General features: G+C 62.0%; 22 protein-coding genes. 12 read left to right on the top strand and 10 right to left on the bottom strand.

The window, feature by feature from the left end; all coding sequences use genetic code 11:
* Positions 1-70: 70 nt before the first annotated feature.
* The 3 genes from HLG82_RS10015 to HLG82_RS10005 all read right to left on the bottom strand — a co-directional run bounded on the left by HLG82_RS10015 (position 71) and on the right by HLG82_RS10005 (position 3,013).
* The gene (locus HLG82_RS10015) at positions 71-943 is read right to left on the bottom strand and encodes a DUF4261 domain-containing protein (RefSeq protein ID WP_193326681.1); all 873 of its coding nucleotides are present in this window, start codon (positions 941-943) and stop codon (positions 71-73) included.
* A gap of 527 nt (positions 944-1,470) precedes the next feature.
* A complete protein-coding gene (locus HLG82_RS10010; RefSeq protein WP_193326680.1) occupies positions 1,471-2,001 on the bottom strand; it encodes a DUF4825 domain-containing protein in 531 nt (176 codons plus the stop codon).
* A 187-nt stretch (positions 2,002-2,188) separates the two neighbouring features.
* Complete coding sequence (locus tag HLG82_RS10005; RefSeq protein ID WP_193326679.1) at positions 2,189-3,013, bottom strand: CYTH domain-containing protein; 825 nt, start codon at positions 3,011-3,013, stop codon at positions 2,189-2,191.
* Positions 3,014-3,358: 345 nt separating this feature from the next.
* On the opposite strand from HLG82_RS10005, the gene ilvA reads away from it, so the two are divergent.
* The 7 genes from ilvA (at position 3,359) to HLG82_RS09970 (ending at position 10,224) form a co-directional block, all read left to right on the top strand.
* Positions 3,359-4,612: a threonine ammonia-lyase IlvA gene (gene ilvA, locus HLG82_RS10000; RefSeq protein ID WP_193326678.1), complete on the top strand. Its 1,254-nt coding sequence runs from the start codon at positions 3,359-3,361 to the stop codon at positions 4,610-4,612.
* 87 nt (positions 4,613-4,699) lie between these two features.
* On the top strand, positions 4,700-5,527 hold the full coding sequence (locus HLG82_RS09995; protein ID WP_193326677.1) for a DsbA family protein: 828 nt from the start codon (positions 4,700-4,702) through the stop codon (positions 5,525-5,527).
* A 43-nt stretch (positions 5,528-5,570) separates the two neighbouring features.
* Positions 5,571-6,152: a 1-acyl-sn-glycerol-3-phosphate acyltransferase gene (locus HLG82_RS09990; protein ID WP_193326676.1), complete on the top strand. Its 582-nt coding sequence runs from the start codon at positions 5,571-5,573 to the stop codon at positions 6,150-6,152.
* 57 nt (positions 6,153-6,209) lie between these two features.
* Positions 6,210-7,580, top strand: a complete 1,371-nt coding sequence (locus tag HLG82_RS09985) for an alpha/beta fold hydrolase (protein ID WP_193326675.1) — start codon at positions 6,210-6,212, stop codon at positions 7,578-7,580.
* Positions 7,581-7,631: 51 nt separating this feature from the next.
* The gene (locus tag HLG82_RS09980) at positions 7,632-8,462 is read left to right on the top strand and encodes an aldo/keto reductase (RefSeq protein WP_193326674.1); all 831 of its coding nucleotides are present in this window, start codon (positions 7,632-7,634) and stop codon (positions 8,460-8,462) included.
* 149 nt (positions 8,463-8,611) lie between these two features.
* Complete coding sequence (gene thiD, locus HLG82_RS09975) at positions 8,612-9,541, top strand: bifunctional hydroxymethylpyrimidine kinase/phosphomethylpyrimidine kinase (protein WP_193326673.1); 930 nt, start codon at positions 8,612-8,614, stop codon at positions 9,539-9,541.
* A gap of 14 nt (positions 9,542-9,555) precedes the next feature.
* Entirely contained in the window at positions 9,556-10,224 is a 669-nt protein-coding gene (locus tag HLG82_RS09970) for an HD domain-containing protein (RefSeq protein ID WP_193326672.1), read from the top strand.
* 160 nt (positions 10,225-10,384) lie between these two features.
* Here the strand turns inward: HLG82_RS09970 and HLG82_RS09965 are convergent, their stop codons facing one another.
* The gene (locus tag HLG82_RS09965; RefSeq protein ID WP_193326671.1) at positions 10,385-13,180 is read right to left on the bottom strand and encodes an exo-alpha-sialidase; all 2,796 of its coding nucleotides are present in this window, start codon (positions 13,178-13,180) and stop codon (positions 10,385-10,387) included.
* 220 nt (positions 13,181-13,400) lie between these two features.
* On the opposite strand from HLG82_RS09965, the gene HLG82_RS09960 reads away from it, so the two are divergent.
* Together HLG82_RS09960 and HLG82_RS09955 are read left to right on the top strand one after the other, a co-directional pair.
* On the top strand, positions 13,401-14,177 hold the full coding sequence (locus HLG82_RS09960) for a tRNA threonylcarbamoyladenosine dehydratase (protein WP_193326670.1): 777 nt from the start codon (positions 13,401-13,403) through the stop codon (positions 14,175-14,177).
* A complete protein-coding gene (locus HLG82_RS09955; RefSeq protein WP_193326669.1) occupies positions 14,174-15,067 on the top strand; it encodes a TatD family hydrolase in 894 nt (297 codons plus the stop codon). The genes HLG82_RS09960 and HLG82_RS09955 overlap by 4 nt, the downstream gene beginning before the upstream one ends.
* 65 nt (positions 15,068-15,132) lie before the next feature.
* Here HLG82_RS09955 and HLG82_RS09950 read toward each other — a convergent pair whose 3' ends face one another.
* Together HLG82_RS09950 and dnaB are read right to left on the bottom strand one after the other, a co-directional pair.
* Positions 15,133-16,422 (bottom strand): MFS transporter, encoded by a 1,290-nt coding sequence (locus HLG82_RS09950; protein WP_193326668.1) that lies wholly within the window; start codon positions 16,420-16,422, stop codon positions 15,133-15,135.
* A 125-nt stretch (positions 16,423-16,547) separates the two neighbouring features.
* Entirely contained in the window at positions 16,548-17,891 is a 1,344-nt protein-coding gene (gene dnaB / locus HLG82_RS09945; protein ID WP_246462311.1) for a replicative DNA helicase, read from the bottom strand.
* 461 nt (positions 17,892-18,352) lie between these two features.
* On the opposite strand from dnaB, the gene HLG82_RS09940 reads away from it, so the two are divergent.
* From HLG82_RS09940 to HLG82_RS09930, 3 genes are all read left to right on the top strand, one after another.
* Entirely contained in the window at positions 18,353-19,189 is an 837-nt protein-coding gene (locus HLG82_RS09940; protein ID WP_193326666.1) for a hypothetical protein, read from the top strand.
* A gap of 2 nt (positions 19,190-19,191) precedes the next feature.
* Positions 19,192-20,517 (top strand): MATE family efflux transporter, encoded by a 1,326-nt coding sequence (locus HLG82_RS09935; RefSeq protein WP_193326665.1) that lies wholly within the window; start codon positions 19,192-19,194, stop codon positions 20,515-20,517.
* An 80-nt stretch (positions 20,518-20,597) separates the two neighbouring features.
* The gene (locus HLG82_RS09930; protein ID WP_193326664.1) at positions 20,598-23,246 is read left to right on the top strand and encodes a bifunctional metallophosphatase/5'-nucleotidase; all 2,649 of its coding nucleotides are present in this window, start codon (positions 20,598-20,600) and stop codon (positions 23,244-23,246) included.
* A 286-nt stretch (positions 23,247-23,532) separates the two neighbouring features.
* Here HLG82_RS09930 and rplI read toward each other — a convergent pair whose 3' ends face one another.
* The 4 genes from rplI to rpsF all read right to left on the bottom strand — a co-directional run bounded on the left by rplI (position 23,533) and on the right by rpsF (position 25,192).
* The gene (gene rplI / locus HLG82_RS09925; RefSeq protein ID WP_193326663.1) at positions 23,533-23,979 is read right to left on the bottom strand and encodes a 50S ribosomal protein L9; all 447 of its coding nucleotides are present in this window, start codon (positions 23,977-23,979) and stop codon (positions 23,533-23,535) included.
* A gap of 17 nt (positions 23,980-23,996) precedes the next feature.
* A complete protein-coding gene (rpsR, locus tag HLG82_RS09920) occupies positions 23,997-24,236 on the bottom strand; it encodes a 30S ribosomal protein S18 (RefSeq protein WP_038101734.1) in 240 nt (79 codons plus the stop codon).
* A gap of 87 nt (positions 24,237-24,323) precedes the next feature.
* A complete protein-coding gene (locus tag HLG82_RS09915) occupies positions 24,324-24,869 on the bottom strand; it encodes a single-stranded DNA-binding protein (protein ID WP_193326662.1) in 546 nt (181 codons plus the stop codon).
* A gap of 14 nt (positions 24,870-24,883) precedes the next feature.
* Complete coding sequence (rpsF, locus tag HLG82_RS09910) at positions 24,884-25,192, bottom strand: 30S ribosomal protein S6 (RefSeq protein ID WP_193326661.1); 309 nt, start codon at positions 25,190-25,192, stop codon at positions 24,884-24,886.
* Positions 25,193-25,246: the final 54 nt, after the last annotated feature.

Raw genomic sequence — 25,246 nt, 5'->3', positions numbered from 1 at the left:
CAGTCCCCCATCAATAACGCGCATGTGAATTTTCGGACATGGCGTGGAAGGGGCGGGCGGCGTCGTTATCCTAAAAGTCGAGCCGGATGACCGTTGCGCCGTCCGCCTGCGAAACCTCCTGCGAGATAACGATCTGGCCGCCGTCGGTGTAGCCAAGCGTCTGGCTGGGTAGCAGATACGTCTCGCCTGTGACGATATAGTTCGCCACGTTCATCAGCAGGTTGTATACCTCTTCCTCCGAGCGCGTCGAGTCCCGTACCTGCAGGTCAAGGTGCCCAAAGTTCGTCAGGCCGAGTGTGCGCCCGAAGGTGAGGTCGTGCTTGTGGACGCGAACGTTGACCCACAGGGGCAGCGGCGCCTGACCCGTCGTGAGGAGCTCGGCCAGCTTCGTCACCATCGACGGCGGCATGAGCACGCCCAACTCATCCCGGTAGACGCCGATCGCCGCCGGCTCGCGCATCAGCGCGTCCATGACCTCAGTAAACACCACATGTGCGCTTACCATCCGATGACGACGCCGTAGCTCCTCCATCTCCTCAGCCGGCCCGTGCGCAGGATCGCGTTCGCAGGAGGCCGCCGAGGGTGCCGACGCGGAAGCCGATGGTTCGTCGTCGGGGTTAGCTTCCGCATCGGAGGTCTCGGGAGCAAAGAAGGAAGCGGCCACGTGGAAGCGGTGCAACGGAAGCTGCCCCTTCTCGAGCGTCAACCCGTGATTAACGGGGGTGAGCAGCACATGCACTCCGTCGACTTCGAAGTGGAGGACGCGACCGGCGTCGCCCGCATCCTCGTCCACAACCTCCCAGCGCGGCACGATCGTTTCGCCCCAAAGGGAGGCAAAGCGGTCGGCGGCGGCATCGACATCAATTGGCGCTCGCATAATTGCGGCGGCCGAAAACATCGCGGGTGCGTCGGGGTGGATGGAGGATATTCCGAGCTCATGCATGGTGGCAGTCTACCGGCCGCGCTAGCTCCAGGCGACACTGCGGGCCGTTGCCGTGGCCGGCGGCGCCTGGCGTGCGGCCTTGGTCCGGCGCGCGTCCCGGCCCGCCCTCGGCCTCGCCCGCGCTGTACTAAGGTGACTCGCGCTGTACTAAATTTCCGTATTTTAGTACAGCGCGGATCAGTTTAATAGGGTCTGAGCGAGGGGCGGCCCCGCCGGGCAACACCGCGCCCGGCCACCCCATGCCCCAAAACTCGACTGGCTGGTACGAGAGGACAGCAAACTCCTCATACCAGCCAGTCTTGGGATGGGGGCGGCAACAATCGCTCACCTCGATTGGTCGTCACACATCCCATCCAGCGCGGTGCGGCATTGAGCCGACGCGCAAGCTTCACCCTTATATTACCGCCAACGGCCCCGAGTCAACGGCGTTTTTCCTCATCTTGCAACGATTCGAAGACCTCGAGCCGCAAGCACTCATGCAGGGTAAACCCAGCGCCGCTAACCAAACCCAGCGCCACCAAGCAGCCCTAGGCCACTAGCGAGCTGACCTCCACGGGAACGAGCGTGCGCACCCGTTGCCATTCCTCTTCCGAATCCAGCAATTTGCTCAGTGGCGCCCCGAAACGTTGCTCGACCGCCTCCCGCGAAATTGTGTATTCGCCCAGCCCGGATTGGAAGGTTACCGAGCTGGCATTGTCGACAGCCGCCATGAACGCAACCGCGGAGTACAGGGCGTTTTCCCGCTCGTTCGTCGTCGTCCCATCGGAGAGAACAGCAACGACAGCCGTATCGTGAATCTCTACTCGACTAATCCGGGATCCCAACGGGAGCATGTAGAGAGCTTGCGCCGTGTTGGAATTGTCGCCGACGTAGGGCGCGCGATAGCCCTCGAGCGCCTTGATGTCGTGGGTCTCGTAGGTCGACTGCTGTTCAGCCCTGACCTCTTCGGCCGTCCCCGTCACGCGCAGGGCTGTAAAACCCACGATCACGATGAGGGCGAGCCCCAGCGAGATCAGGACTTGGACAATGAGACTGCTCCGCGCTGTCGATTCGGTCATATGTATATTATTCGTGACTCCCGTTCGGCCCGTGTCGTCCCCCAGTCTGAATACGCCGCGCGCCATCAACGCCGCTGGGATGATCAGCGGTTTCGTTCACGACGCCGTTGGGCAGCTAGCGTCAGAAGCTCGCGGCCGTGTGGGACCGGGGAGCGTCGGGCAGGCTCGTGGCGAATCCTCGGATCCTTCAGGAATTCTCGCCAAGGTTGAGGAAAAAGGGGCCGCGTTGGGCGAGCTCTGCCATGTAGAGGGCGTCCCAGTGCTGCCACGGAGTTTTGGAGAGGGAGTCGTTGGTGAATCGGGGGTCGGCGGTGACTTCAGTGACGCAGAACTCAGGGATCTCGAGGTCAACCACGGGCGTAAGCCTCTCAATCTCCGCGACGATCAAACCGGCGTTCTGACCTGCGAACACGTCGAATTCCCAGCCATCCTCGCCGACCCACAGCGAATGGCGCGTCTTGGCGACGATCCGTCCGGAGCGTTGAACGATTTGGACGGCCACATCGGGGTCGAGCTCGGTTTCCATCTCGTAGCGTTCGCCGTTGATCGACGGCGACTTCACCGCCACCGTCGCCACCGCCAGCCCGGGGTTGTCCTTGAGGAGTTGGGCGAGTAGGCGGCGCTCGTAGGCGCCGAGCTCGTCGACCGCCGGGTCGAACACCGGCATCTTAGCCGCCGGCGGGATCGGCTCGGGCGCGTTCGCGTCTGCCGAGTGTGCTTCTGGCGAGTGTGCGTCTGCCGCGTTCACCGCTAGATCGTTCTGTGACATCGATCTTGGCTCTCGCGAGCCCATCGCCCCCGGTCGTGCGGACTCCCGGATCGGCGTCGCTGCCGCCCCCTCGATCATTACGCCGCGGAAGGAAAGTCGAACTCGGATCGCGTACCCGGCCTCGGCGAAAACGTAGGCCTGGATGATCACCTGCGGAGCTCCGTGTTCGGCCACGCCGTCCGGCAAGCCGCTAACAAGGAACTTCCGTTCAAACTCAAAGGGAAAATCGGGGGATTCACTCATGTGCCAAGGATAGCCAAACCGTCACTAAGTCCGCGTGCCAAAGCCCAGCCGGCGGCGGTCCCCGCCGCCCGCGCCGCCCGCGCTGCACTAAGCTGATCGCCGCTGTACTATGCTGATCGCCGCTGTACTAATTTTCCGTATTTTAGTACAGCGCGGATCAGCTTAATACGGTTTCGGCACAACGCGCACGCGGCGAGGCACAGCTTAATACGGTTTCGGCACAACGCGCCCGCCCCGCACGCCCGCCCTACCCACCCCACCTGCCTCACGCCCCGCCCTAGCCACACAAGCCCACCATGTGGAAAATAATTTGGCATCGGCCTCGCCACGGGGAAAGATGGGGGTATGACTTCTACACCCGTGACCGGAACCGACGTGGTTCTCGCCGCCCAAACCCTGGGCACGACAGTGCGGACCACCCCGCTTGAGGAATCCGTCCGCCTGTCTGCCAAGGTGGGCCGCCCCGTGTTGCTCAAGCGTGAGGATATTCAGGTGGGTCGATCGTACAAGGTGCGCGGCGCATACAATTTCCTTGCCACGCTTTCGGCGAGCGAGGCCCCGAATGGGGTCGTGTGCGCGTCAGCGGGCAACCATGCCCAGGGCGTGGCTTTTGCCTGCAATGAGAAGCGCATTCACGGCACGATTTTCGTCCCCTCCACCACCCCGCGCCAGAAGCGCAATCGCATTGCCACGATTGGTGGGGAGTGGGTGACTTTGCGAATTGTGGGTTCGAGTTTTGACGAGTGTTCCGAGGCGGCGATGTCTTTCGCCAAGGAGACCGACGCCGTCTACGTCCACCCCTTCGACGACGCCCGCACGATCGCGGGTCAGGGAACGGTGGTCAAGGAGATCTTTGAGCAGGCACCGACTCGCCCGGCCGCCGTCGTCGTCCCGGTGGGTGGCGGCGGTCTGCTGTCGGGCACGCTGGCGTGGGTGAAGCAGTTCCACCCGGATGTCAAGGTCATTGGTGTGGAGCCGGCGGGTGCTGCGTCGATGGCGGCGGCGCTCAAGGCTGGTGCCCCCCAAACCCTTGAGACTGTGGATAATTTTGCCGATGGCACGGCGGTGGCCCGCGCTGGCAACCTCACGTTTGAGATCGTGCGGGAGTTGTGCGACGAGATTGTCATCGTCCCCGAGGGCGCAATCTGCACGGAGATGCTGGAGCTGTATCAGGTTGAGGGGATTATTACGGAGCCGTCGGGGGCGCTTGCGCCCGCCGCTTTGTCCGGGTACATCACCGACCTGCCGGACGGCCCGGTGGCTTGCATCATTTCAGGTGGTAATAATGACGTGATGCGTTATGACGACATAGTCGAGCGCTCGATGATCCACGAGGGTCTGCGGCATTACTTTCTTGTCACCTTCCCGCAGAAGCCAGGCGCGCTGCGCGGTTTTCTCAACGAGGTGCTTTCCGAGGGTGAGGACATCATCCAGTTCGAGTACACGAAGAAGAATAATCGTGAGACGGGTCCGGCACTGGTCGGCATTGAAATCGAACACCGCGACAACATAGACGTCCTCTTGGCCCGCATGGCCGCCTCCGACCTGCAGATCGAGAAGCTCGAGCCGGACTCGCCCGCCTTCTCGTACGTGCTCTAGCGCGGGCGGCCGCTAGCCCCCAAGCAACCCAACCAACCCGACCCGTCCGTCTTCCGGAGATCCCCGCACGAGTAACCAGGAGTACCCATGACTGAGCTTCCAAGCACCCCGCCCGCCACGTCGAACCGCTCGATGATGATCGCCCTGATCGTCATGGGGCTGACGGTGATTGCGCTGGTCATTGCCCTGCTGATTACGCAGACGGGTAAGGACGACGCCGTCGCCCCGACTCCCACCCACACGGGGGCGCCCGCCCAGCCCGGCGGCCAGGCCTCTCCCAACGGCCAGTCCACCCCCGGCGACTCGACCGCAACCCCCGCCGAGCTGCCGGCTCTCGACCCCCAGGTCAAGGCCCTGGTCGAGGGGAAGTGGCGCAAGTCCGAGGATGACCCGATGGCGGTGGGGAAGGTCGATGCCGGCGTCGTCGTCCAGATCTATTACGACTTCCGGTGCGGCTACTGCGCGATGGGTGCCGTGGAAACCGAGCCGAAACTCAAGCACTACCTCGATGACGGCACGATCCGGATCGAGTACCACAACCTGCCCGTGCTCGGCCCGGATTCGGTGATGTTGGCCCAGGCGTCGGTCGCCGCGGGCAACCAGGGCAAGTTCCTCGATTTCCACTCGTTCGTCTTCCAGCACCAGTACGATAAGGACCCGGTGTCGGCCACCGAGGACGGCCTCGTCGAGGTCGCGAAGCAGATTGGCGTGCCGGATCTGGAGAAGTTCCGTGCCGATATGCTTGCCCAGGAGACGGTCGACGCCGTCGAAGCAGCCCGCGTCGAAGGCACCCAGCGCCTGGGGATTACGGGCACCCCAGCGTTTATCGTCGGATACAGTTACATTCCGGGATTCATTCCCGCCGAGACGATGGACCAAGTCATCGCGGCCGAGCTGGCTCGGCCCGCCGCCTGACGCCCCGGGTCAACGCGCGCCGACGGCGTCGTGAAGGAGAAAAATGGGATTCAAAAGGCTGTTTTCCAAGACCTATCAGCGCTTTTCGAAGTGGACCTTCGAGGGCCCGGAGCTGCCGGAGAAGAGCATCGTCATCGGCGCCTACCACACGTCGAATTGGGACGGCTGGCTCATGCTCATGGCCATGTGGGATCGGGGCGTGCCTTTCAAATTCCTCGTCAAGGATTCACTGACGAAAGGCGTGGTGGCACCGGTGATTCGGGCTGTTGGAGGCATTGGCGTTAACCGCAAGCACCCCAACGGGATGGTCGCCGGGATTGTGGAAAGGCTCGCGCAGGTGGATCGTTTTTCGCTGGTCATCGCGCCGGAGGGGACCCGGAAGAAGAAGGACTACTGGAAGTCGGGCTTCTACCACATCGCGCGCGGCGCGGACCTACCCGTCACGCTTGGTTTCATTGACTCTAAGCGCATGGTCTACGGCTGGGGTGAATCCATCACCTTGACGGGGGACGTGCGCGCTGACATGGACAAGATCCGCGCGTTCTACGAGCCCACGGCGGGCCTGCGCCCCGACCAGGGAACCTACCCGCGCCTGCGGATCGAAGAAGAAAGCCCCCAGGGCTAATACGACCGCTCAAGAATCAGCCGACCGCCCCACGACTCAGACGAAGACCCAGGACTCATGCGTACACAAACATTCACAATCCCGTGGGAGCACCCCACCATGTTGCTTGAGCACCGCCTTGAGGTGCCCCTCGTCCACCCGACGCTCGGCTATCGCGCACCGGCTCCGCTTGGCCAGGGGGCCACAATTGAGATCTTCGCGCGCGAATATGTGAGGGTCGGCAACGAGGATAAGCCTCGCATGGTCTACTTCCAGGGCGGGCCCGGTTTCGCCGGCACTCGCCAAGAGACCGATTCGGGCTGGGTGGCCCGCGTGTTGGAGGACTATCGGCTCGTGATGCTGGACGAGCGCGGCACCGGGCAGTCTGCCGCGCTCGACGCCACCGTTCTCAGCGAGCTGGGCACGCCCGCGGAACAGGCCGACTATTTGGCGTGTTTCCGCCAGGATTCCATCGTCGCCGACGCCGAAGCATTGCGTCGCTCCCTGCAGGGCGAGCAGCCGTGGGCCGCGCTCGGCCAGTCCTTTGGCGGATTTTGCGTCACCACCTACCTGTCCCAGGCGCCGCAGGGCCTGAGCTCGGCCATGATCACCGCCGGCCTGCCCTCGACGTGGCGCCCAGCCGACGACGTCTACCGCCTCACCTACGCCCGCACCGAGGCGCGTAACGCCGAGTTTTTTGCCCGGTATCCGGCTGATGAGGAGACCTGCTGGAAGATCGTCGAGCACCTGGCACAAGCCGACGCCGACGGCCACGGCGAGCGTCTCCCGACGGGCGAGGTGCTCACGGCTCGCCGTTTCCGGATGCTCGGCATTGGGCTGGGCCGCTCCTACGGTTTTGAGCCGTTGCACTACCTGCTCGAGAATCCCTTCGTGGAGGGCAAGGACGGCATCCGGCTGAGTTCGCGCTTCCTAAACGCGGTGGGCTGCGAACTTTCGTACGGGCCGAACCCACTGTATTGGGCCCTCCACGAGTCCATCTATCAGCAGCCGAGCCTCGCACCCAACTGGGCCGCACACCGCATCCGCGCCGAATTTGCGCAGTTCCGCCAGCCCGATCCGAGCCTGGGCGCGCAGGCCGAGCGTGAACTGCGGGCGGAAGGGCACGGTTTCCGCTTCACCGGCGAACACGTCTTCCCCTGGCAGGGGGTGGAAGATCCCGCGCTCGCCGCTATGGTTCCGGCAGTCAACCTGCTGGCCGCCCGGGAAGACCTCCCGCCGCTGCACAACCGCGAGGTCCTTGCGGCTAACCGCGTCCCCGCGGTGGCGTGGGTCTACCGCCCTGACATGTTCGTGCCCTTCGACATCTGTATGGAAACCGCTGCCGACATCCGTGGGATGAAAACCCTCATCTCCGAGGACTGGCACCACGACGCCCTGCGCACGCATGGCGCCACCGTCGTCGAGGCGCTCTTTGAGGCACTGGCCTAGCGCAGAGCGAAAGCCCTCCCAACGGCGTCGTGAGAGTGGAAGAATGGCCGCATGCGAAAGATCGAACTGACCACAGGCTCCATTGACCAACTCGGCTTCGGAACGTACAAGATCACGAACGAGGACGCACCCGAGGCGGTAACCTGCGCGCTCAACGTCGGCTATCGCCACATCGACACGGCACAAATGTACGGCAACGAGCTCGGCGTGGGTAACGCGCTGGCGGCCACGAACATCCCGCGCGAGGACATCTTCCTCACCACCAAACTCAACACGCCCAATCATCGTCCCGACGACGTCCGGCGCACCTTCGCACAGTCGCTCGTGGACCTGCAGACCGACTACGTGGACCTCTTCCTCATTCACTGGCCAATGCCCATGTACTACGGCGGCGACTTCATCACCACCTACCGCGTCATGGAGGAGTTCGTCGCCTCCGGGCAGGCACGCGCGATCGGCGTATCGAACTTCGAAATCCACCACCTCGAGAAGCTGCTGTCAGGGGTGTCGATTAAACCGGCCGTCAACCAGGTGGAGATTCACCCCTACTTCACCAACACCGAACTGGCCTCCTACTGCGCCGAGCACGGTATCGCGGTGGAGGCGTGGTCCCCGCTGGGTCGCGGGCGCGTGTTGAACGACGCCGTCATCGGCGCTATCGCAGATGAGATTCAGGCGACGCCGGCGCAGGTCATCCTCGCGTGGCATCTGGCCAAGGGCCACATCGCGATCCCGAAGTCCACGCATGTGGAGCGGCAACGCGAGAATTTCGGAGCTGTCGATGTGGAGCTCAGCGAGGCGCAGATCGCCGCCATCGACTCCCTCGACAAGGGCGAGCCCGGCCGGACCGGCAAGCACCCGGACGTCTTCGACCGCCTCTAAGCGCCGCGGGCGCGACTGGACCGCGGACACATCTTTAGCGTACTCGTGAGGAGGCCGGGCGGCGTCAGGCACCTTTCGTCTTTACCCACAGCCGTGACTAAAATTGAGACAGAGCGCGCTACCTGCGCGAACACAGTGAAAGGTTTCTTATGGTGACATACGCGTACACGATCGCAGGTTCGGAGGCGACCGGCGGGGCCGGCTTCCAGGTCGATCTGAAGACGTTCCACGAACTCGGCTGCTACGGACTCGGTACGCTGACCTGCATCGTCTCCTTCGACCCGGCGGATAACTGGAACCACAAATTCGTCCCGATCGACGCCGACGTCATTAAAGATCAGATGACCGCGGCCATGGCGCATGCCGACCTCGACACGGTCAAGATCGGCATGCTCGGAACCGTCGCCACGATTGAGGCCGTCGCCGAGGGGCTCAAGAGCCAGGAGTGGAAGAACATCGTCCTTGACCCTGTGCTGATCTGCAAGGGCCAGGAGCCCGGGATGGCGCTGGATACCGACAACGCGCTGCGGGAGAAGATCCTGCCGCTGGCCACCGTGGCCACCCCGAACTACTTTGAGGCCTGCACGTTGGCGGGCATGGACAAGCTTGAGACCCTCGAGGATCTGGCCGAGGCCGCGATGCGCATCTCGGAGCTCGGGCCGAAGTACGTGATCGTGAAGGGCGGCATGGACTTCCCGGGCGACGAGGCTGTTGACGTCCTGTGGGACGGCGAGCAGGCGCTTGCCTACGCCGTGCCGAAGATCGGCGATTCGCGCGTGTCCGGTGCGGGCTGTACCTTCGCCGCCGCGATCACTGCCGAGTTGGCCAAGGGCTGCGATATTCACAAGGCAGTCCGCATCGCCAAAGACCTCGTCACCCAGGGTATCGACGCCCAGGTCACGGCCAACACCCCGTTCTCTACCGTGTGGCAGGGCGCGTTCGAGCCCATGCAGGACGCCGACTACACCTACGCAGCCGAAATGGACTACTCCGACGACTGCTGTGGCGAAGGCGAAGGCTGCGACGGCGACGGCGGTTGCGGCGGCGAAGGCTGTGACGGCTGCGGTTGCGGAAACTAGGAACGCGGACAGTCTTGATTTACCCGGATTTTGATGCCGCCAGGAGCTTCCTTTTCGAGCACCTGGCGGCATCGCCCGCCTCCGCGGGTTCGCGCCGCTATCGCTTCGAGCATTGTTTGAGGGTGGCCCGGATCGGCAGGTCTGTGGCCGAGGCCGAGGGGCTCGACGCCGCCGGCTTGGAGCTTGGCTGCCTGTTGCACGACATCGGCAAGTATGACGCTGCTGTGCCCGTCGACCATGGGCGAGCCGGGGCGCGCATGGTTCGCGAATACTTCGATTCGCTGGACTTCCGCGCCGCCGTCGCGGACGAGATCGTCCAGGGGATCGCCATGCACGTTGACGGCTTGGCTAACCCCCGCGGCGATGACCAGGGCACCGGTCACGACGCCGCCGGGCGCGCCTATCTTTCCTTTTCGGGCGAGCCCAGCATTTTGGCCCGCTCGATCGGAGATTGCGACAACGTGGATCGTTTCAGCACCTACCGCGTCGCCGATACGTTGAAGTACGTGCGCTTGATGGACAAGACCACCCAGGAGCAACGCGACTTCATTGCCGCTTACGTGGAGGGCCTCGAGAGGCAGTACGAGTACACGTGCGCCACGGCCACGGCCCAGGCGTTGTGGCTGGCCAACCTTGACTACCAGCGGGATTTCTTTACGCGCTTGGGCGCCGAGATCGGATAGCTGGCGGATCGGCGGCCGCTCGCCGGTTTGCGAGCACGACGCCGCCAGCGCGATGCCGAACTCGGCCGACACGCCGAACGCAGCATCGTTTCTCATGGCACGAAACAGGGGCAGCCGGTTGGCTGCCCCTGTTCACTCAGTACACATCAAGCGTGCCGGGTTACGCCTGACGACGTCGTAGCGTGACGAGCGCCGCGCCTGCCATCAGCGTCATGAGCGCCGCACCCGCATAGGTCTCGGCGGACATGCCCGTGTGTGCGAGCTTTGACTTCGGAGCCGGAGCCTCGACAACCGGCTCTTCGGTGGGCTTCGGCTTCTCGGTGGGCTTCGGCTTCTCGGTGGGCTTCGGCTCTTCGGTGGGCTTCGGCTTCGGCGTGATTGCCGGCTCCAACGGAATCGCCGGGATGATGACTTTACCCTCAAGCTGATCCGAGTTCGTCGACGTGCCACCGTCAACCGAGCCGGTGCTCACACCGGGCTTGGTGGGCTCGGGCTTGGCGGGCTCAGCCTCGGGCGCCTTCTTGACCTCGAACTTTGCCTCAGCCGCCGAGTAGGCGCCGTCGATTCGAACGGTGTGGGTGCCAACGGCGAAGTCCGCAGGAACGGTCCACGTCTTGACGAGTCCGCCCTTGTCGTCGGCCTTGCCTTCGAAGACGGTCACGGGATCGGAATGAACCGTCACCTTGACGGCCTCCTTCGGGGCGAAGTCCTTACCGGTGATGGTCAGCGTGGAGCCCTGCTCAACGGTCTTCTTGTCGAGCTCGACCTTGCCATCAGACACAATCGCCGGCTCAAGCTCCGTCGACGGTATGCCCGACTGCTCGCCGTAGAGGCGGATTTCCGCTGCCGCAGCGTTGACGCTTGCCGTCTGCTCCCCGGTCACGTGGATCTTCACGCACTGCGCGTCCTTGGCCTTCGCGGCGTCGAAGGCCAGTGGCAGGTAGGCGGACTTGTTGTATGCGAGGGTGCCCGTGCCGGCCGACTTCCACTCGGTCACGTCCTGGCACTTCTTGCCCTCCGGCAACGACGCCGTCAGCACCTCGTACTTCTTGAACGAGCCGTTTTGCTCCTGTCGTTGTGGCGCCAGGTAGGTGATCTTCGTCAGGTCGTACGGATGATCGAGGGTCGCCACGATGTGGTGGTTATTCGCAATATCAGGCGACTTGTCCTTCCACTGCGAATGCCAGAACGTCGATTCGTCACCATCAAAGGCATCCTTAATTTGCCTATTCTGAACTTGATCGAACGAGTTCGCCCACACGTCCGTGATGTGCTCGCGCGCGATGCGGCTGGTGTCCTTGACCTTCACCTTGAACGCCGCGGCCGCAACCGCGCCCTTGTCGCCCGTGTAGCGAAGCGAGAGGTCGTAGTCGCCGTCGTTCGCATCCGCCGGAACGTTAACCTTGACCGTGACTGCGCCTGCGTTGTCCTTCGTCACCGGGGTCTTCTCCGCGGTCCAGCCTGCAGGCAGCTTCTCGACGACGACGTGGCCCGCCGGGTCCGCGCCCAGGGTGTCGATCTTTGCGGTGATGTCGACCGTGGCCGGGGCCTTGGCGACCTCGACATCAGGAGCGGTCATCGTGGCGCATGTCTTGCCCAGCCAGTTGATGCCGAAGGAGCGGTAGTAGATGCCGAGTTCCTTGGTCGAGCCTTGACCGTCTTCGGTCACGAGGCCGATGCGGCCGTCGTGCTGGACGGTGATGGTGGCGTATCCGGTGGAATCCTCGTTGAACACCTTGTGGATCGGCCAGGTCTTGCCGTCGTCGCAGGACATCCAGATGGTACCCTTGTGACGGTTGTTGTTTCCGGTTAGGGTCTGGGCGTTGGCGAAAAGGAGGACCTTCGCGCGCGGGTCGTCGCCCTTGGCGTTCGGGAACGCGCGGACCGGCTGGCCGTTGGTCTTACCATCGACGATGTCATTGACCGTCTTGACGTTCTGCCACGTCTGGCCACCGTCGAAGGACTCAGCCTGCCAACGAACCTTATTGTTGCCAGTCCTGTCGCGGGAGCTCATCAGCAGCGACCCGTCCGAGCGCTCCACGACCTTGTTCTCGTCCATCTCGGTGCCGATGGGCTGACCTGCGGTCCAGGTCTCGCCTCCATTGTCCGAGTAGAGGGAGAAAGCCTGCTGGGCAGTCCCGTGCTTCTCTGTGCGCGTGAATTGCTGCACGAGGCGGCCGGCGTGCTCGCCGTTGCGGATCTGGATTCCCTGGCCGGAAGCGGCGAATCGCCAGGCTACATTCTTATCTGGGGTTACCGTTGCTGTAATGATCTTACTTTCCCAGTTGTGGCCGTCGTCGGTGGACGTCGAAACCTCAACCTGGATCACCTTGCGGCTCGTTTCGTCGTTGCCGCGCTGAGACTCCTGAATACCGGCCTCGTATGAGCGAACGTGGAAATTAAAGATCTTTCCGGTTTCCCAGTCGACCACGTAGGAGGGATCGGAGCAACCATTAATCTTCGACCAATCGCCGACGGGGTTGCCCTTGCATACGTAGCCGTCATCCTCCCACTTAGTGCTGCCCTTCTTGAGCCTCCACTGCTTGATCGAGTTCGGGTTCGGCGAGTCCTCGCCGTTCTTCCAGGTCGCGATGTTGCGAGCCTTCATACCGGTAAACCAGTCTTCGCCGTTAAAACCGCGAACTGCATGCTTACCGGGGTCGTTGGCGCTCAGTGGGCGCTCATCGAAAGCGACGATGAGGTCGCCCTTCGGCGTGGCCGTGATGGCTGGGATTCGATAGTAGATCTCGCCGTCCTTGCGCTGGGCAAGTGCGAGGCGTTCAGTCATGTCAGTCTGGCTGATATCTACAGTGGGCTGGTTAGCTCCGCGTTCCTTCGCCGCCGGAGCCGTGGTGAGTGGCTCGTCCTGTGCGAATGCGGGCGACGCGGTGAGCCCTGATGCGACGAGTGCTGACGCCGCAGCGGCAATGAGCCACCGACGGGCACGTCGGGTCATGCAATCAACTCCTTCGTTGGTCTAATGTGCCGTGGATAAAGGACACCCCCATACCGTAAATCAGATGTCTGACAAATGGAAACGCTTGCCACAGATTTCCCGAAGTCAATGACCGCGCCACGGTCAACGAACACCCCAAGCACCTCGGACACGTGCGCCCGGACGGCGTCGTCCGCCGCTATCCTAGTAACGCACTCTCCCCACGCAGAATCGAGACCACATGCCCGAACGCTTCGCCCGCCTCGAACTCATCCTCGGCAAGGAGGGGCTGTCCAAACTCACCGGCGCAACAGTCATGGTCGTCGGGCTCGGAGGCGTCGGGTCGAGTTGCGCCGAGGCACTCGCCCGCGGCGGCGTGGGCACCCTCATTCTCCTGGACCGCGACGTCGTCGAGGAAAGTAACATCAACCGCCAGGCACTCGCCTTCGTCTCGACCGTCGGCAAGGTCAAGGCCGAAGTCATGGCCAACATGGTCGCGGACATCAACCCCGACTGCGTCACCCACGCCCAGCAGGTCTACATCAACCGCGACAACCTCGCATCCGTATTCGCCCAGTTCCCCCGCCCGGACTACGTCATCGACTGCATCGACGTCGTCGCCAGCAAGATCGAAATCGCGCAGTGGTGTGCAGAAAACGGCGTACACCTCCTGGCCTCTATGGGCGGAGGCAACAAACTCGACCCGTCGAAACTCACCTTCGCCAAAGTCAACAAGACGGAGTATTGCCCGCTCGCCAAAGCAATCCGGCTGGTGTGCATGCGGCGGCGAATCCGCGGCCTCGAGGTTCTCTATTCCACCGAAGTGCCCGTGGCCATCGCAGATAAAGGCAATGGCACCAAGGCCGAAACCCTCGGCACGATGAGCTACATGCCCCCGATCATGGGCCAGATGCTCGCCGGCAAGGTGCTTCGCCGCCTGGCCGGGCTTGAAAAGATGCCGCTCGCCCCGCGGATCGGCGGGCCCGCCGACGCCAACCAGCCGCCCACAGAGTCATGAACACCCTCGACACCCATTTTCACTACGACTTCCTACCTCCTCAGGCGCGCGGGCCGTTTCTCGAGCAGATCGCTGGTCACGGCGTCGGGATTATTGCCCAGACGCTAACTCCGTCCGGCTTCCTCGACCTCGAAGAAGCCGAGCATGCCCGCCTCGCTGCGGACGCATCGCTCACGTCGGCCACATCGGTCACGTCGACGACCTCGGTCACAGCGGCGACGCCGGCAGCCGCGCCGCCACTGTCCGTCGGATACCACCCTTGGTATATGACCCCGGACTACGGCAGCGAGCTGAACGTCTTTGCCGACGCGCTTTCGCGCACCCGGTTCGTGGGCGAAATCGGACTCGACTTTTCGCCCCGGCGTCTCGAGGCCGTCCCCGCCGAGCTTCAGATGGACATACTCCGCCAACTTTTCACCATCCTTCAAGGCTCGGAGTCGGGCGCGCCCACCGTGCTTTCCATCCACACGGTTCGCAGTGCCTCCCAGGTGCTCGACCTCGCTGCCTCCTGCGGGCTCGACGCCGCCGCCACGATTCCCGTCTTCCATCGCTTCGCCGGCACCAGCGACGAACTGACCCGCCTCATCCGCGCCGGCGGGTACATCTCGGTCAGCCGGCAGATGCTGGAGTCCAAGCGGGGGCGAGCATACGTCACCCAGGTTCCTGCCGATCGCCTCCTTCTCGAAACCGACCTGCCATCCGAGCCCGCGAGCGCCGACGCGAGCGCGGGTCCAGCGGCCGACGTCGCGGGCGCGCTCGCCCGCGGCGTCGCCGAGGCCCTCCGATCCACCATCGGCGAGTTGGCGCAGCTACGAGGGATCGAGGAGGCGGAGCTGGCCAGCCAGATTGACCACAACACGATCCGCGTCTTCGGCGCGGACACGCGTTAAATCCGGCACGCGGGTCCCGGCCACACGAGAACCGGCTACGCGCCCGGCGCGGGCCAGCCTCAGCGCTACATGCCCACCATCTTCTCGTTGGCCTGGATCGTCCACTCGGCATGAACACGCGGCAGGTAGTTGCACACGTGGAGATGCAAGCGCAGACCCTTTGTGCGGAAGTACAGCAAGATTCCCACCACCGTGAGCAGGTTCAGGCCCCCGCCGAGGAGGAGGGTCGAGCGCGGGCCGAACGCTTCTCCCATCCAGCCGATAATCGGCGCGCCCATCGGCGTCCCGCCAAGGAAAATCGCCATGTAAATCGCCATGACGCGCCCCCGGAAAAGCGGATCAGAGGCAAGTTGCACGGCCGCGTTCGCACTCGTCATCACGGTCAACGAAAAGAATCCAGCAGGTACTAGAAGCACAGAATACGATACGTAATTCGGTGTGAAGGCCAAGGCGATGGTCGCCAACGAGAAGGCCAAAAGTGACATAAGGATGGTGCGCAACCGGGGACGACGGCGTCGTGCCGCCATCAGCGCACCGGCCAGCGTGCCCACCGCCATGATCGTGCCCAGCAAGCCGTATTCGCCCGAGCCCTTGCCGAAAATGGCGGTCGCCATCGTGGCGTTGAAAATCTGGAAGTTCAGGCCAAATGTGCCCAGCATAAAGACAATCACAAGCAGCACAACAATTTCGGGCTTGGACTTGACGTATGCGAAACCGCCACGCGTAGCGCCCTTCTTGGTGGCTCGTGGAGAGGGGTGTAGTTCGCCAGTTTTCATGGCAAGGAGCGCAACAAACATTCCGACAAAAGAAAACGTGTTGATAAACAGCGCGGGCGCGACGTCGTTATGGAACGCCGCAATCATCAATCCCGCGGCACCTGGACCAACGAGCCGGGCCGCATTGAACGACGTCGAATTCAAGCCGACCGCATTCGATAAACGTTCCTGGGAGACGATTTCGGGTACGAACGCGCCGCGAGCTGGATTATCGAAGGCGATGATGATGCCTTGGGTAAAGGCGAGAACATAGATGTGCCATAGTTCGACGACACCGGTGTAGACCACCAACCATGTGGCGATTGCGTTGAGGGTGAGGAGGACCTGGGTAACTAGGAGAACTTTGCGTTTATCTAGCCGATCGACCACGCCTCCGGCGTAGGGTGCGAGGAAGGGGATCGCAAGAAATTGTAGCGCGGTCACAATGCCAAGGGCCGCCGAGGAACCCTGGGTAAGGTCGGTGAGAACTAGCCAATCTTGGGCAATACGGTGAATCCAAGTACCGACGTTCGATATGAGTGCGCCTGCAAAATAGTAGCGATAATTCCTGACTTCAAACGATTCAAATGTGCGCGACACTTTTCCTTCTCACCCTCTTATGAGGGTTCAGGCTAGCTGAACAAGACGACGCCGTCTATCACCTGGGTCACGCATGGCTTGAGGGTACTCATATGAGCGCCCTCAAGCCATTGTAGAGGCTCGCCTTATTCTCCACCGAAACTAGCAAAGCGCGTGTAGTTGCCTTGGAAAGCGAGTTCGATCTTGGCCGTGGGGCCGGAACGGTTCTTGCCCACGATCACCTCGGCGGGAGGCTGGTCGAGGGAGCCATCCTCGGCTTGGGGACGGTTGATGAGCATGACGACGTCGGCGTCCTGTTCGAGCGAGCCGGACTCGCGAAGGTCGGAGACCTGCGGGGTCTTGTCGTTACGCTGTTCCGGGTTACGGTTGAGCTGGGCGATCGCGATGATCGGGACGCCGAGCTCTTTGGCCAAAAGCTTGATGGAACGGGAGAATTCCGAAACCTCTTGCTGGCGCGATTCGGGCGATCGGCCGCCGGAGGTCAAGAGCTGAAGGTAGTCGATGACGATGAGCTCGATGTGGTTCTGCTGGCGCATGCGGCGGGACTTAGCACGGATTTCCATCATCGTCAGGTTTGGCGAATCGTCAACGAAGAGTGGGCCGTCCGCGATTCTCTCGATCGTCCTGGAGATGCGTTCCCACTGGTTTTGGCGGATGTCTCCCGAGATCAACGCTCCGAGCGGGACCTCGCTCTCGGCGGCGAGCACGCGCATCGCGAGCTCCGTGCGCCCCATTTCGAGAGAGAAGAAGGCCACCGGCTTGTTTTCCCTGAAGGCAATGTGTCGGCAAAAATCCATGGCAATGGTCGTCTTTCCCATGCCGGGGCGGGCGGCGACGATCACCATCTGGCCCGGGCGCAAGCCGTTGAGTACGGCGTCAAGATCGTGGAAGCCGGTGGCCAGGCCCGCGACGGCGCCGTCCCGGCTCGCGTTCGTCTCCAACTCCTCGACGAGGCCGGGAATGATCTCTCGGAAGGTCGCGTAGTCGTTCTTTGTACGCGACTCGGTCATGTTGAAGACCTCGGCCTGGGCCATGTTGAGCAGTTCGGCCACGTCGGCCCCGTCCGTTGTGTAGCCGAGCTGGGTGATGCGCGTGCCCACCTCGATGAGGCTGCGCAGCTGAGCCTGCTCGCGCACGATGTGGGCGTAATAGCCGGAGTTGGCCGCGGTCGGCACCCCGTTGACGAGGTCGAAGATGTAGGTTCGCCCGCCCACGCGTTCGAGTTCGCCGCGGCGGGCAATTTCCGCCGCCACGGTGATGGCGTCGGCGGGTTCGCCGCGACTGAAGAGGTCAAGAACGGCGGAATAGACCAAGGAGTGGGCAGGGCGGTAGAAGTCCTCCGCTTTGAGGATTTCCAGGACGTCCGCAATCGCATCCTTGTTAATCATCATTCCGCCGAGTACCGAACGTTCGGCTTCGATGTCCTGCGGCGGAATGCGATCAAAGGACGCACTCGATACTTCGTTCACTGACCCTCCTGAGTTTCGGCCCGTTTCTACTCTCTCTATACACATACCTGAAAGTCGGATGTCAAATTCAGTTCGAGAAAGATAAAGAAGTTATCCACAGAATGACCTGTGAATTGTGTATTGTTGAAGAAATGCTGTGGACATTTAGTGTGGATGTGTGGATTATTAAAGGGATAACTTGCCACGTTATCCACACCTTTACACACATTTTTGCGATTCTGTGGACACTAGCCTATCTTTCCGCGCAATGTCGTCCCCAGCTTTATCCACAGCAGTGGATACCGAACCGAAAGTTAGTCAAACTTGCAGACCTCTGCAATCTTCACCTACATGAAGAACACACCTTTACTTTAAGAACACACCGTCGCCCGGCGTGTTTAGGGGCCCCGTCCCCACACGGTTCTTACTCACATACCGCTAGCGTATTGTGGAGATCGTCAAAGATTTAAATGGGAGGGCTCATGGTTGGTTTCAAGTCAGACAACACCACCGGCTCAGCGTGGGTATCTTCTTCACGCGGTTTTTCTCTTCCCCCGCGCACCGAAAACCTCGAATCCCCATTCCTCGCTGGCGACTACGCCAAGGCGGACAAGCGCCGCCAGAAAAATATGAAACGCGCCGCCCGGGAACAAGCACGTAAAAAGCCCCGCTCTCACACTGCCGCTCCCACCCCTAAGCCCGCGGCTCCCGTCTCCCGCCCGGCTCCCCGGCTCTCCACCACACCGGCCCCAGCTGTGCCACGTGGGATGACGGCGTCGTCCACCTTCACCGTGGGGCGCCTCGCCGGCGTGACCATCAGCCCCGAGACCTCCTTCCTCGCCCGAGCCAACCGCAACCTGCAGAATTTCGCCAATGATCGGCTCTCCACCCTGTCGAAGAACACGATCCCGGATAGCTCGGGTTATTCGCTCGACGGCGTCGAGCTCACCAAGTCCGAATACGACGCCTGGATGGGCGGAGTCCCAGAGGCGAATCGGAACGTCACGGTCGAAGGCGCAACCCGGCCGATGGTTCAAGACAGCCTCCTACCGGGATACGAGAGCGTCGCCGTTCCCGAGCCCGCCCCGGCACCCAAGTCGGCCCGCAACCACGCGTCCAGCGCGACCACGAAATCCCACGCCGCTACCAAGTCCAGCACCAACTCCCGCCCGACAGCCAAGTCCGAGGCCGGCTGGCGCGGCACGGCTGGCTTCCTTATCTTCGCAGGCATCGTCGCCGCGATCATCAATGGCGGCGGGTTGAGCGAGATCCTGGGCTCCCTCGGAGACCTCATCAACGACTTCTTGAACGGGTTCTAGGCGTGAGTCAATCCTCCCACGCCCTCAAACGGTCCATTCGCCAACTCGCCCTCCCCTCACTTGCCACCCTCCTGGCGGAGCCACTACTCGTCGCCGTCGACACGACGATGGTCGGCCGCCTCGGCACGAATCCCCTTGCCGGGCTTTCCCTCGCCTCAACCGTGCTGACCACGCTCGTCGGGGTGTGCATTTTCCTTTCCTATGCCACGACGGCGTCCACGGCACGATACGTCGGCGCTGGACGGCCCGACCGCGGGCTACGGCAAGGGCTGGATGGCATGTGGCTGGCCGTGGGCCTCGGCGTCATGCTCGGGGTTCTCCTCGCCGTCTTCGCTCCCCACGTCCTCGGATGGTTCGGCCCCGAACCCGCGGTGCTCGACCAGGCCGTGCACTACACGCGCGCCTCGGCCGCCGGGTTGCCCGGCATGCTCCTCGTCCTGGCTGCTACCGGGACGCTGCGCGGTTTCGCCGACACGCGCACCCCGCTCATCGCCGCCACCGCCGGGGCCCTGGTCAACATGCCTGTCAACATTGCCCTCATCTACGCCGCCAACATGGGGGTTGCTGGAGCTGGCTTCGGCACCGCGCTCGCCCAAAGCGGCATGGCCGTCTACCTAGCGTGGCAGGTTGTGCGCCTGGCTCGCACGCATCGCGTGGGGTTACGTCCCAGCGGCACCGGCGTTCTCCTCGCTTTGCGCGACGCCGTCCCGCTGATCATCCGCACGCTCTCGTTGCGCGGGGCGATTTTGCTGCAAATATCGGCGGCAACCGGGCTGGGCACGATCGCACTGGCAGCAAACCAGATTGTCATGACGATGTGGAACTTCGCCGCCTACGGGCTCGACGCGTTAGCCACGGCCGCCCAGATCCTCGTGGGGCAAGGCCTCGGTTCAGGGGATCGCGAGCGCGTGCGCGCGATCGTGCGTCGTTGCCTGATCTATGGGGTCAAGGTGGGGGCGGCGCTCGGCGTCGTGCTTGCCAGCCTGTCATTCGTCATCCCCGGTGTCATGAGCGTTGACCGCGACGTGGCCTGGCTGGCCACGCAGGCGATGTGGGTGACGTCGGCCGCGATGCCGCTCGCCGCCGTGACCTACATCCTCGACGGGGTCCTCATCGGGGCGGGCGATACCCGCAAGCTGGCGGTCTTCATGGTGGCCTCGCTCACCGCCTTTGCCCCGATCGCGCTCTTCTTTGCCGGCCCGGGTGCCACCTGGCCGAGCGCGGGCATGGTGTGGCTCTGGGTGGGCTATTCCGGCATCTTTATGGCGGTCCGTGCCGGGACAATGCTGTACCGGATACGTAAAACTGCCTGGATGGGGCTAGATTAGGCGGTTTCGGGCTACCAAAGTGCACGCTGACGTCATAGAATGACTGGGCATGTATGCATCACCCGAAAGGCGAATATTCAATGAAGAATCCAATGAAAAAGTTGGCGATGAGCGCTGTCGCAGCCACGTCGCTGATTCTTTCACCAGCGGTCGCTCTTGCGACCCCTGATGGAACAGATGCACCGACCACTATTGCGGCTGATTCGACAGCCCCGGTAGATAAGGACAAGGTCGACGTCGATAAGTCTTCGGAAGTAACGACCGAAGACAAGACCAAGGACGAGACCACTGATGAAGGCACAGCCGAAGACAAGGCTGGTGAAGAGGCCGCTGGCGAGGAAGCAGCTGTTGAGGAGGCAGCAGCCGAGGCGAAGGAAGACGCCAAGGCCGATTCCGACCTCGTCACCCTCGATCTGTACAACCTCACCGACATCCACGGTCACATTGAGAAGTCCGAATACAAGGGTAAGGTTTCTGAAGCCGGCCTGGCAGCCATGTCCTGTTACATCAAGGACGCCAAGACCAAGAACCCGAACTCCCAGCTCGTTCTCCTTGGTGACAACATCGGTGCTTCCCCCTTCACCTCTGGTTCCCAGAATGACAACCCGACCATCGAAGCACTGAACAAGATGGACGTGTTTGCCTCCACGATCGGTAACCACGAATTCGACAAGGGTCAGAAAGTCCTCAAGGCCCGCTTCGCCGGAGGCGAGGTTGATGGCGTCACCTACACCAAGATCGGCTTCCCCTACCTCGGCGCCAATGTCGAAGGCATGGAAGAGATCAAGCCCTACAAGGTGTGGACTTCCAAGTCCGGCGTTAAGGTCGCCTTCATTGGCGCAATCGAGGACGACGCCGAAACCAAGGTCTTCCCGGGAACCTTCGACGGCATGAAGTTCAACAAGCCCGTCCCGGTCATCAACAACCTTGCCAAGGACATCAAGGAGCGAAAGGAAGCCGACGTCGTCATCGCGATGTATGACAACGACGTCGAACGCTCGCTGCCTAACATGGGCGAGTACGTGGACGGTCTCATGGGCGGCGACACTCACAAGCCGTACTACTTCACCAAGGTAGCCACGAAGGCTGGCCACAAGATCTCGGCAACTGCCTCGGGCTCGTTCACTGATAACCTCGCTAACCTCCGGATCACTTTCGACAAGAAGGCCGGAAAGGTCGTCGATTCGGAGGCCATCCAGATCAAGGCCGAAGACGTCGTCAAGTGCGGCGAGGATAAGGCCGTTGCCGACGTCGTCGCAGCCGCGAAGAAGATCTCTGACGAGAAGGGCGCGAAGGTTATCGCGGAGGGGACCGGAAACTTCTCTCGCGGCTACCAGGAAACCAAGAAGGATGGCGAGGTCACCCTAGGCGAAAACCGTGGCACCGAATCCACTATCGGCGGCCTGATCGCTGACGCGATGCGTGGATCGTTCACCACTCTTGACAAGAAGCCGATCGACATTGGCATCATCAACGCCGGCGGCATTCGTGCTGACCTCATGCCCAAGGATGGCAAGGTCACAGTGAGTGATGTTTTCAAGGTTCAGCCGTTCTCCAACGAGGTTGGCTACGTGAAGATGAATGGTGCTCAGTTCAAGACACTCCTTGAGCAGCAGTGGAAGGTTCTCGACGAAAAGTCGACCCGCCCAATGCTCAAGCTTGGACTGTCCTCCAATGTCAAGTACACTTTCGACCCGGCCAAGAAGATGGGAGAGCGTATCACCTCGCTCCTCATCGATGACAAGCCGATCGATCCGGCTAAGATCTACACCGTCGGCTCCGTCACTTTCCTTCTGACTGGTGGAGATTCCTTCGACGTCCTGAAGGAAGTCAAGGATACCTTTACGACCATCCCGAACGGCCTCGATCGTGACTTCTTTGGTTCTTACCTGACGGCAAACCCGAAGGTACAGCCACGCGCTCACGTTCATTCGGTTGGCGTGACAGTCGATTCGAAAGTTGACGGAACGAATGTTTCGGCCAAGGTTTCCCTGCGTGGTCTGTCCTTCTCGGGCAAGGCTGAGGCGCGCACCGAGAACGTCACTGTCAAGCTCGGCGACAAGACCGTCACAGCGAAGGTGAATAACACCCTCGAGGATCCGAACGCCGCCAAGGAAAACGCCATCGTGACCGCTGACGGCGTCGGCTACCTCGACCAGCCGATCGAGATCTCGGCTACCGCCACCTGCGGCGATGCTAAGACCGCTCACCTCCCGCTGACCGTCACCGACGACAAGGGCAAGGTTCTCGTGGGCGAGGCTGCCGGCCTCGGCGTCGCGGTCGATTGTGCGGGCACCGACAAGCCGGACCCCGATAAGCCGGCACCTGCTTCGGCCGGAGTGCTCATGCTCGGTCAGACCACCGTCGAGCGAGGCGACACGCTCAAGATCATGGGCGACAGCTTCGCGCCAAACGAGCCGGTCGTGATCTCGATTCACTCCAACCCGGTCACCGTCTTCGACGGAAAGGTCGATGCTCAGGGCTTCATCATCGTCGACTGGACTGTTCCGGCAGACTTTGCCCTCGGCGAACACACAGCGTCGATCGTTGGTAAGTTCTCCAGCGCCTCCGCTAAGTTCACTGTCGTCGAGAAGAAGGCAGCCGGCAAGTCTGGTTCTAAGCTGGCACACACAGGCGCAGAGTCCATGTGCCTCGTGCTCACCGCACTGCTCCTCGGTGGAGCTGGTGTGACATTCGCGGTTGCAGGACGCCGTAAGAGCGTCAAGTAACCCGCTCCTCGGCACATTCCCGTGCCGAATCGAGCAATAAGTGGTGGCTAGGATTCCTAGCCACCACTTTTATGTCCCACTTGTCCGTGTGAAGTTGGCCTGCCGACGCCGCGAGCGCTGGGCGAGTGCCGGCCAAGCAGACCAAGGACAAACCGAACTTGTTGGAAACGCTGTGGGAGCAGACAATTAAACAAACGCGTAGGGCACGCACCAGTTGGTACGTGCCCTATTAGCTCTACCTCGCCGGGTGACCCGGCGAGGAGCTCAGCTTCCGCTGATTACCGAATTACTCAGCAACCACGTTGATCTTGACGTTGGCAACGATCTCATCTGCGAGCTTCACCGAGCCGGTGTACTCGCCGACGGACTTGATGACCGACATGAGATTGACCTGGCGGCGATCGACGGACTTGCCCGTGATCTGTGAAGCAACCTTTGCCACGTCCGCGGTCGTCACGGCGCCGAAGAGGCGGCCATTGGTACCGGCAGTCTTGGCAATCTCGAGGGTCTTAGCCTCAAGAGCCTCGCGCGATGCACGTGCGGACTCGAGGTCCTCAGTGACGCGGCGGCGGCGTGCCTCGTTGATCTGATCGATCTGACGCTGTGCACCCTTGGTCCAAGCGGTGGCGTAGCCACGCGGGATCAGGTAGTTACGGCCGTAGCCGTCCTTAACGGTGACGACGTCGCCCGGCTGACCGAGCTTCGCAACTTCGTGAGTCAGGATGACCTTCATTTATTTAATCCCCTTCCTCAGCGGTTCGAGCTAGAGAACGGAAGAAGAGCCATCTCGCGTGCGTTCTTGACTGCACGTGCGATCTGGCGCTGCTCCTGCGTGGAAACACCGGTGACGCGGCGAGCGCGGATCTTTCCACGGTCAGAAATGAACTTGCGAAGCGTAGCGGTGTCCTTGTAATCGACGTGCTCGATCTTCGCAGCCTTCAGCGGGTTTGACTTCTTCTTGGGCTTACGCAAAACAGGCTTTGCAACCATGATTGAATTCCTCTTATCTGTGAACATTCCGGCTTCGCCCCTCAGAGCTGTTCGGCCTCAACGGCCGCGCCGGTTAACATTTGAGGATCAGAACGGCGGGTTATCGTCGAATGCTGATCCGTTAGGCGCCTGCGACCACGGGTCCTGACCCGAGCCGCCCTGCGGCGCGTTGTAGGAAGCTTGACCGCGCTGGCCGTAACCGCCCTGGTTGGCATACCCGCCTTGGGGCTGGCCGTAGCCGCCCGCGTTAGCGTTGCCATTGCCGCGGCCCTGGGTTCTGGTGACCTGGGCCGTCGCGTAACGCAACGAGGGACCGACTTCGTCCACCTGCATCTCCACGGACGTGCCCTGCGAGCCATCCTGACGCTGGTAATTACGGACCTGAAGGCGTCCCTGAACGATCACGCGCATGCCCTTGGACAGGGATTCGGTGACGTTCTCTGCGTATTCGCGCCACACGGAGCAACGAATGAACATGGCTTCGCCATCTTCCCATTCGTTCGTGTTGCGGTTGAGGGTACGCGGGGTCGAAGCGACCGTGAAGGAAGCGACTGGCGTACCCGAGCCAACGTACTTAAGTTCCGGATCTGCAGTGAGATTTCCGACGACAGTGATAATTGGTTCGCCTGCCATGTCTTTGCTCCTTCTTACTCGGCGTCGGCCGTTGCCTTGGGCTCGTAACGGAGCAGCTTGGTGCGCATAACGGACTCGTTAAGGCTCAGCTGACGATCGAGTTCCTTGGCGGTATCCGGCGTTGCAGTCATGTAAACAACAACGTAGATGCCTTCGCTCTTCTTGTTAATGTCATAGGCGAGGCGACGCTTGCCCATGATGTCCACGTTATCGAGGGATCCGCCCTCTGCCGTGACGACGGCGAGCATCTTGTCCAGCGTGGGCTGGAGGTTGCGCTCGTCCACTTCCGGGTCGAGGATGATCATCATCTCGTACTGACGCATGTGTACCCACCTCCTTTGGTCTCAACGGTCACGGTCCTTCCGTGACAGGAGGGT

Source organism: Trueperella pecoris (genome assembly GCF_014926385.1).
GTDB lineage: Bacteria > Actinomycetota > Actinomycetes > Actinomycetales > Actinomycetaceae > Trueperella > Trueperella pecoris.
The sequence above is the reverse complement of the archived record's forward strand: the minus strand, read 5'-3'. Positions and strand labels throughout refer to the sequence as shown.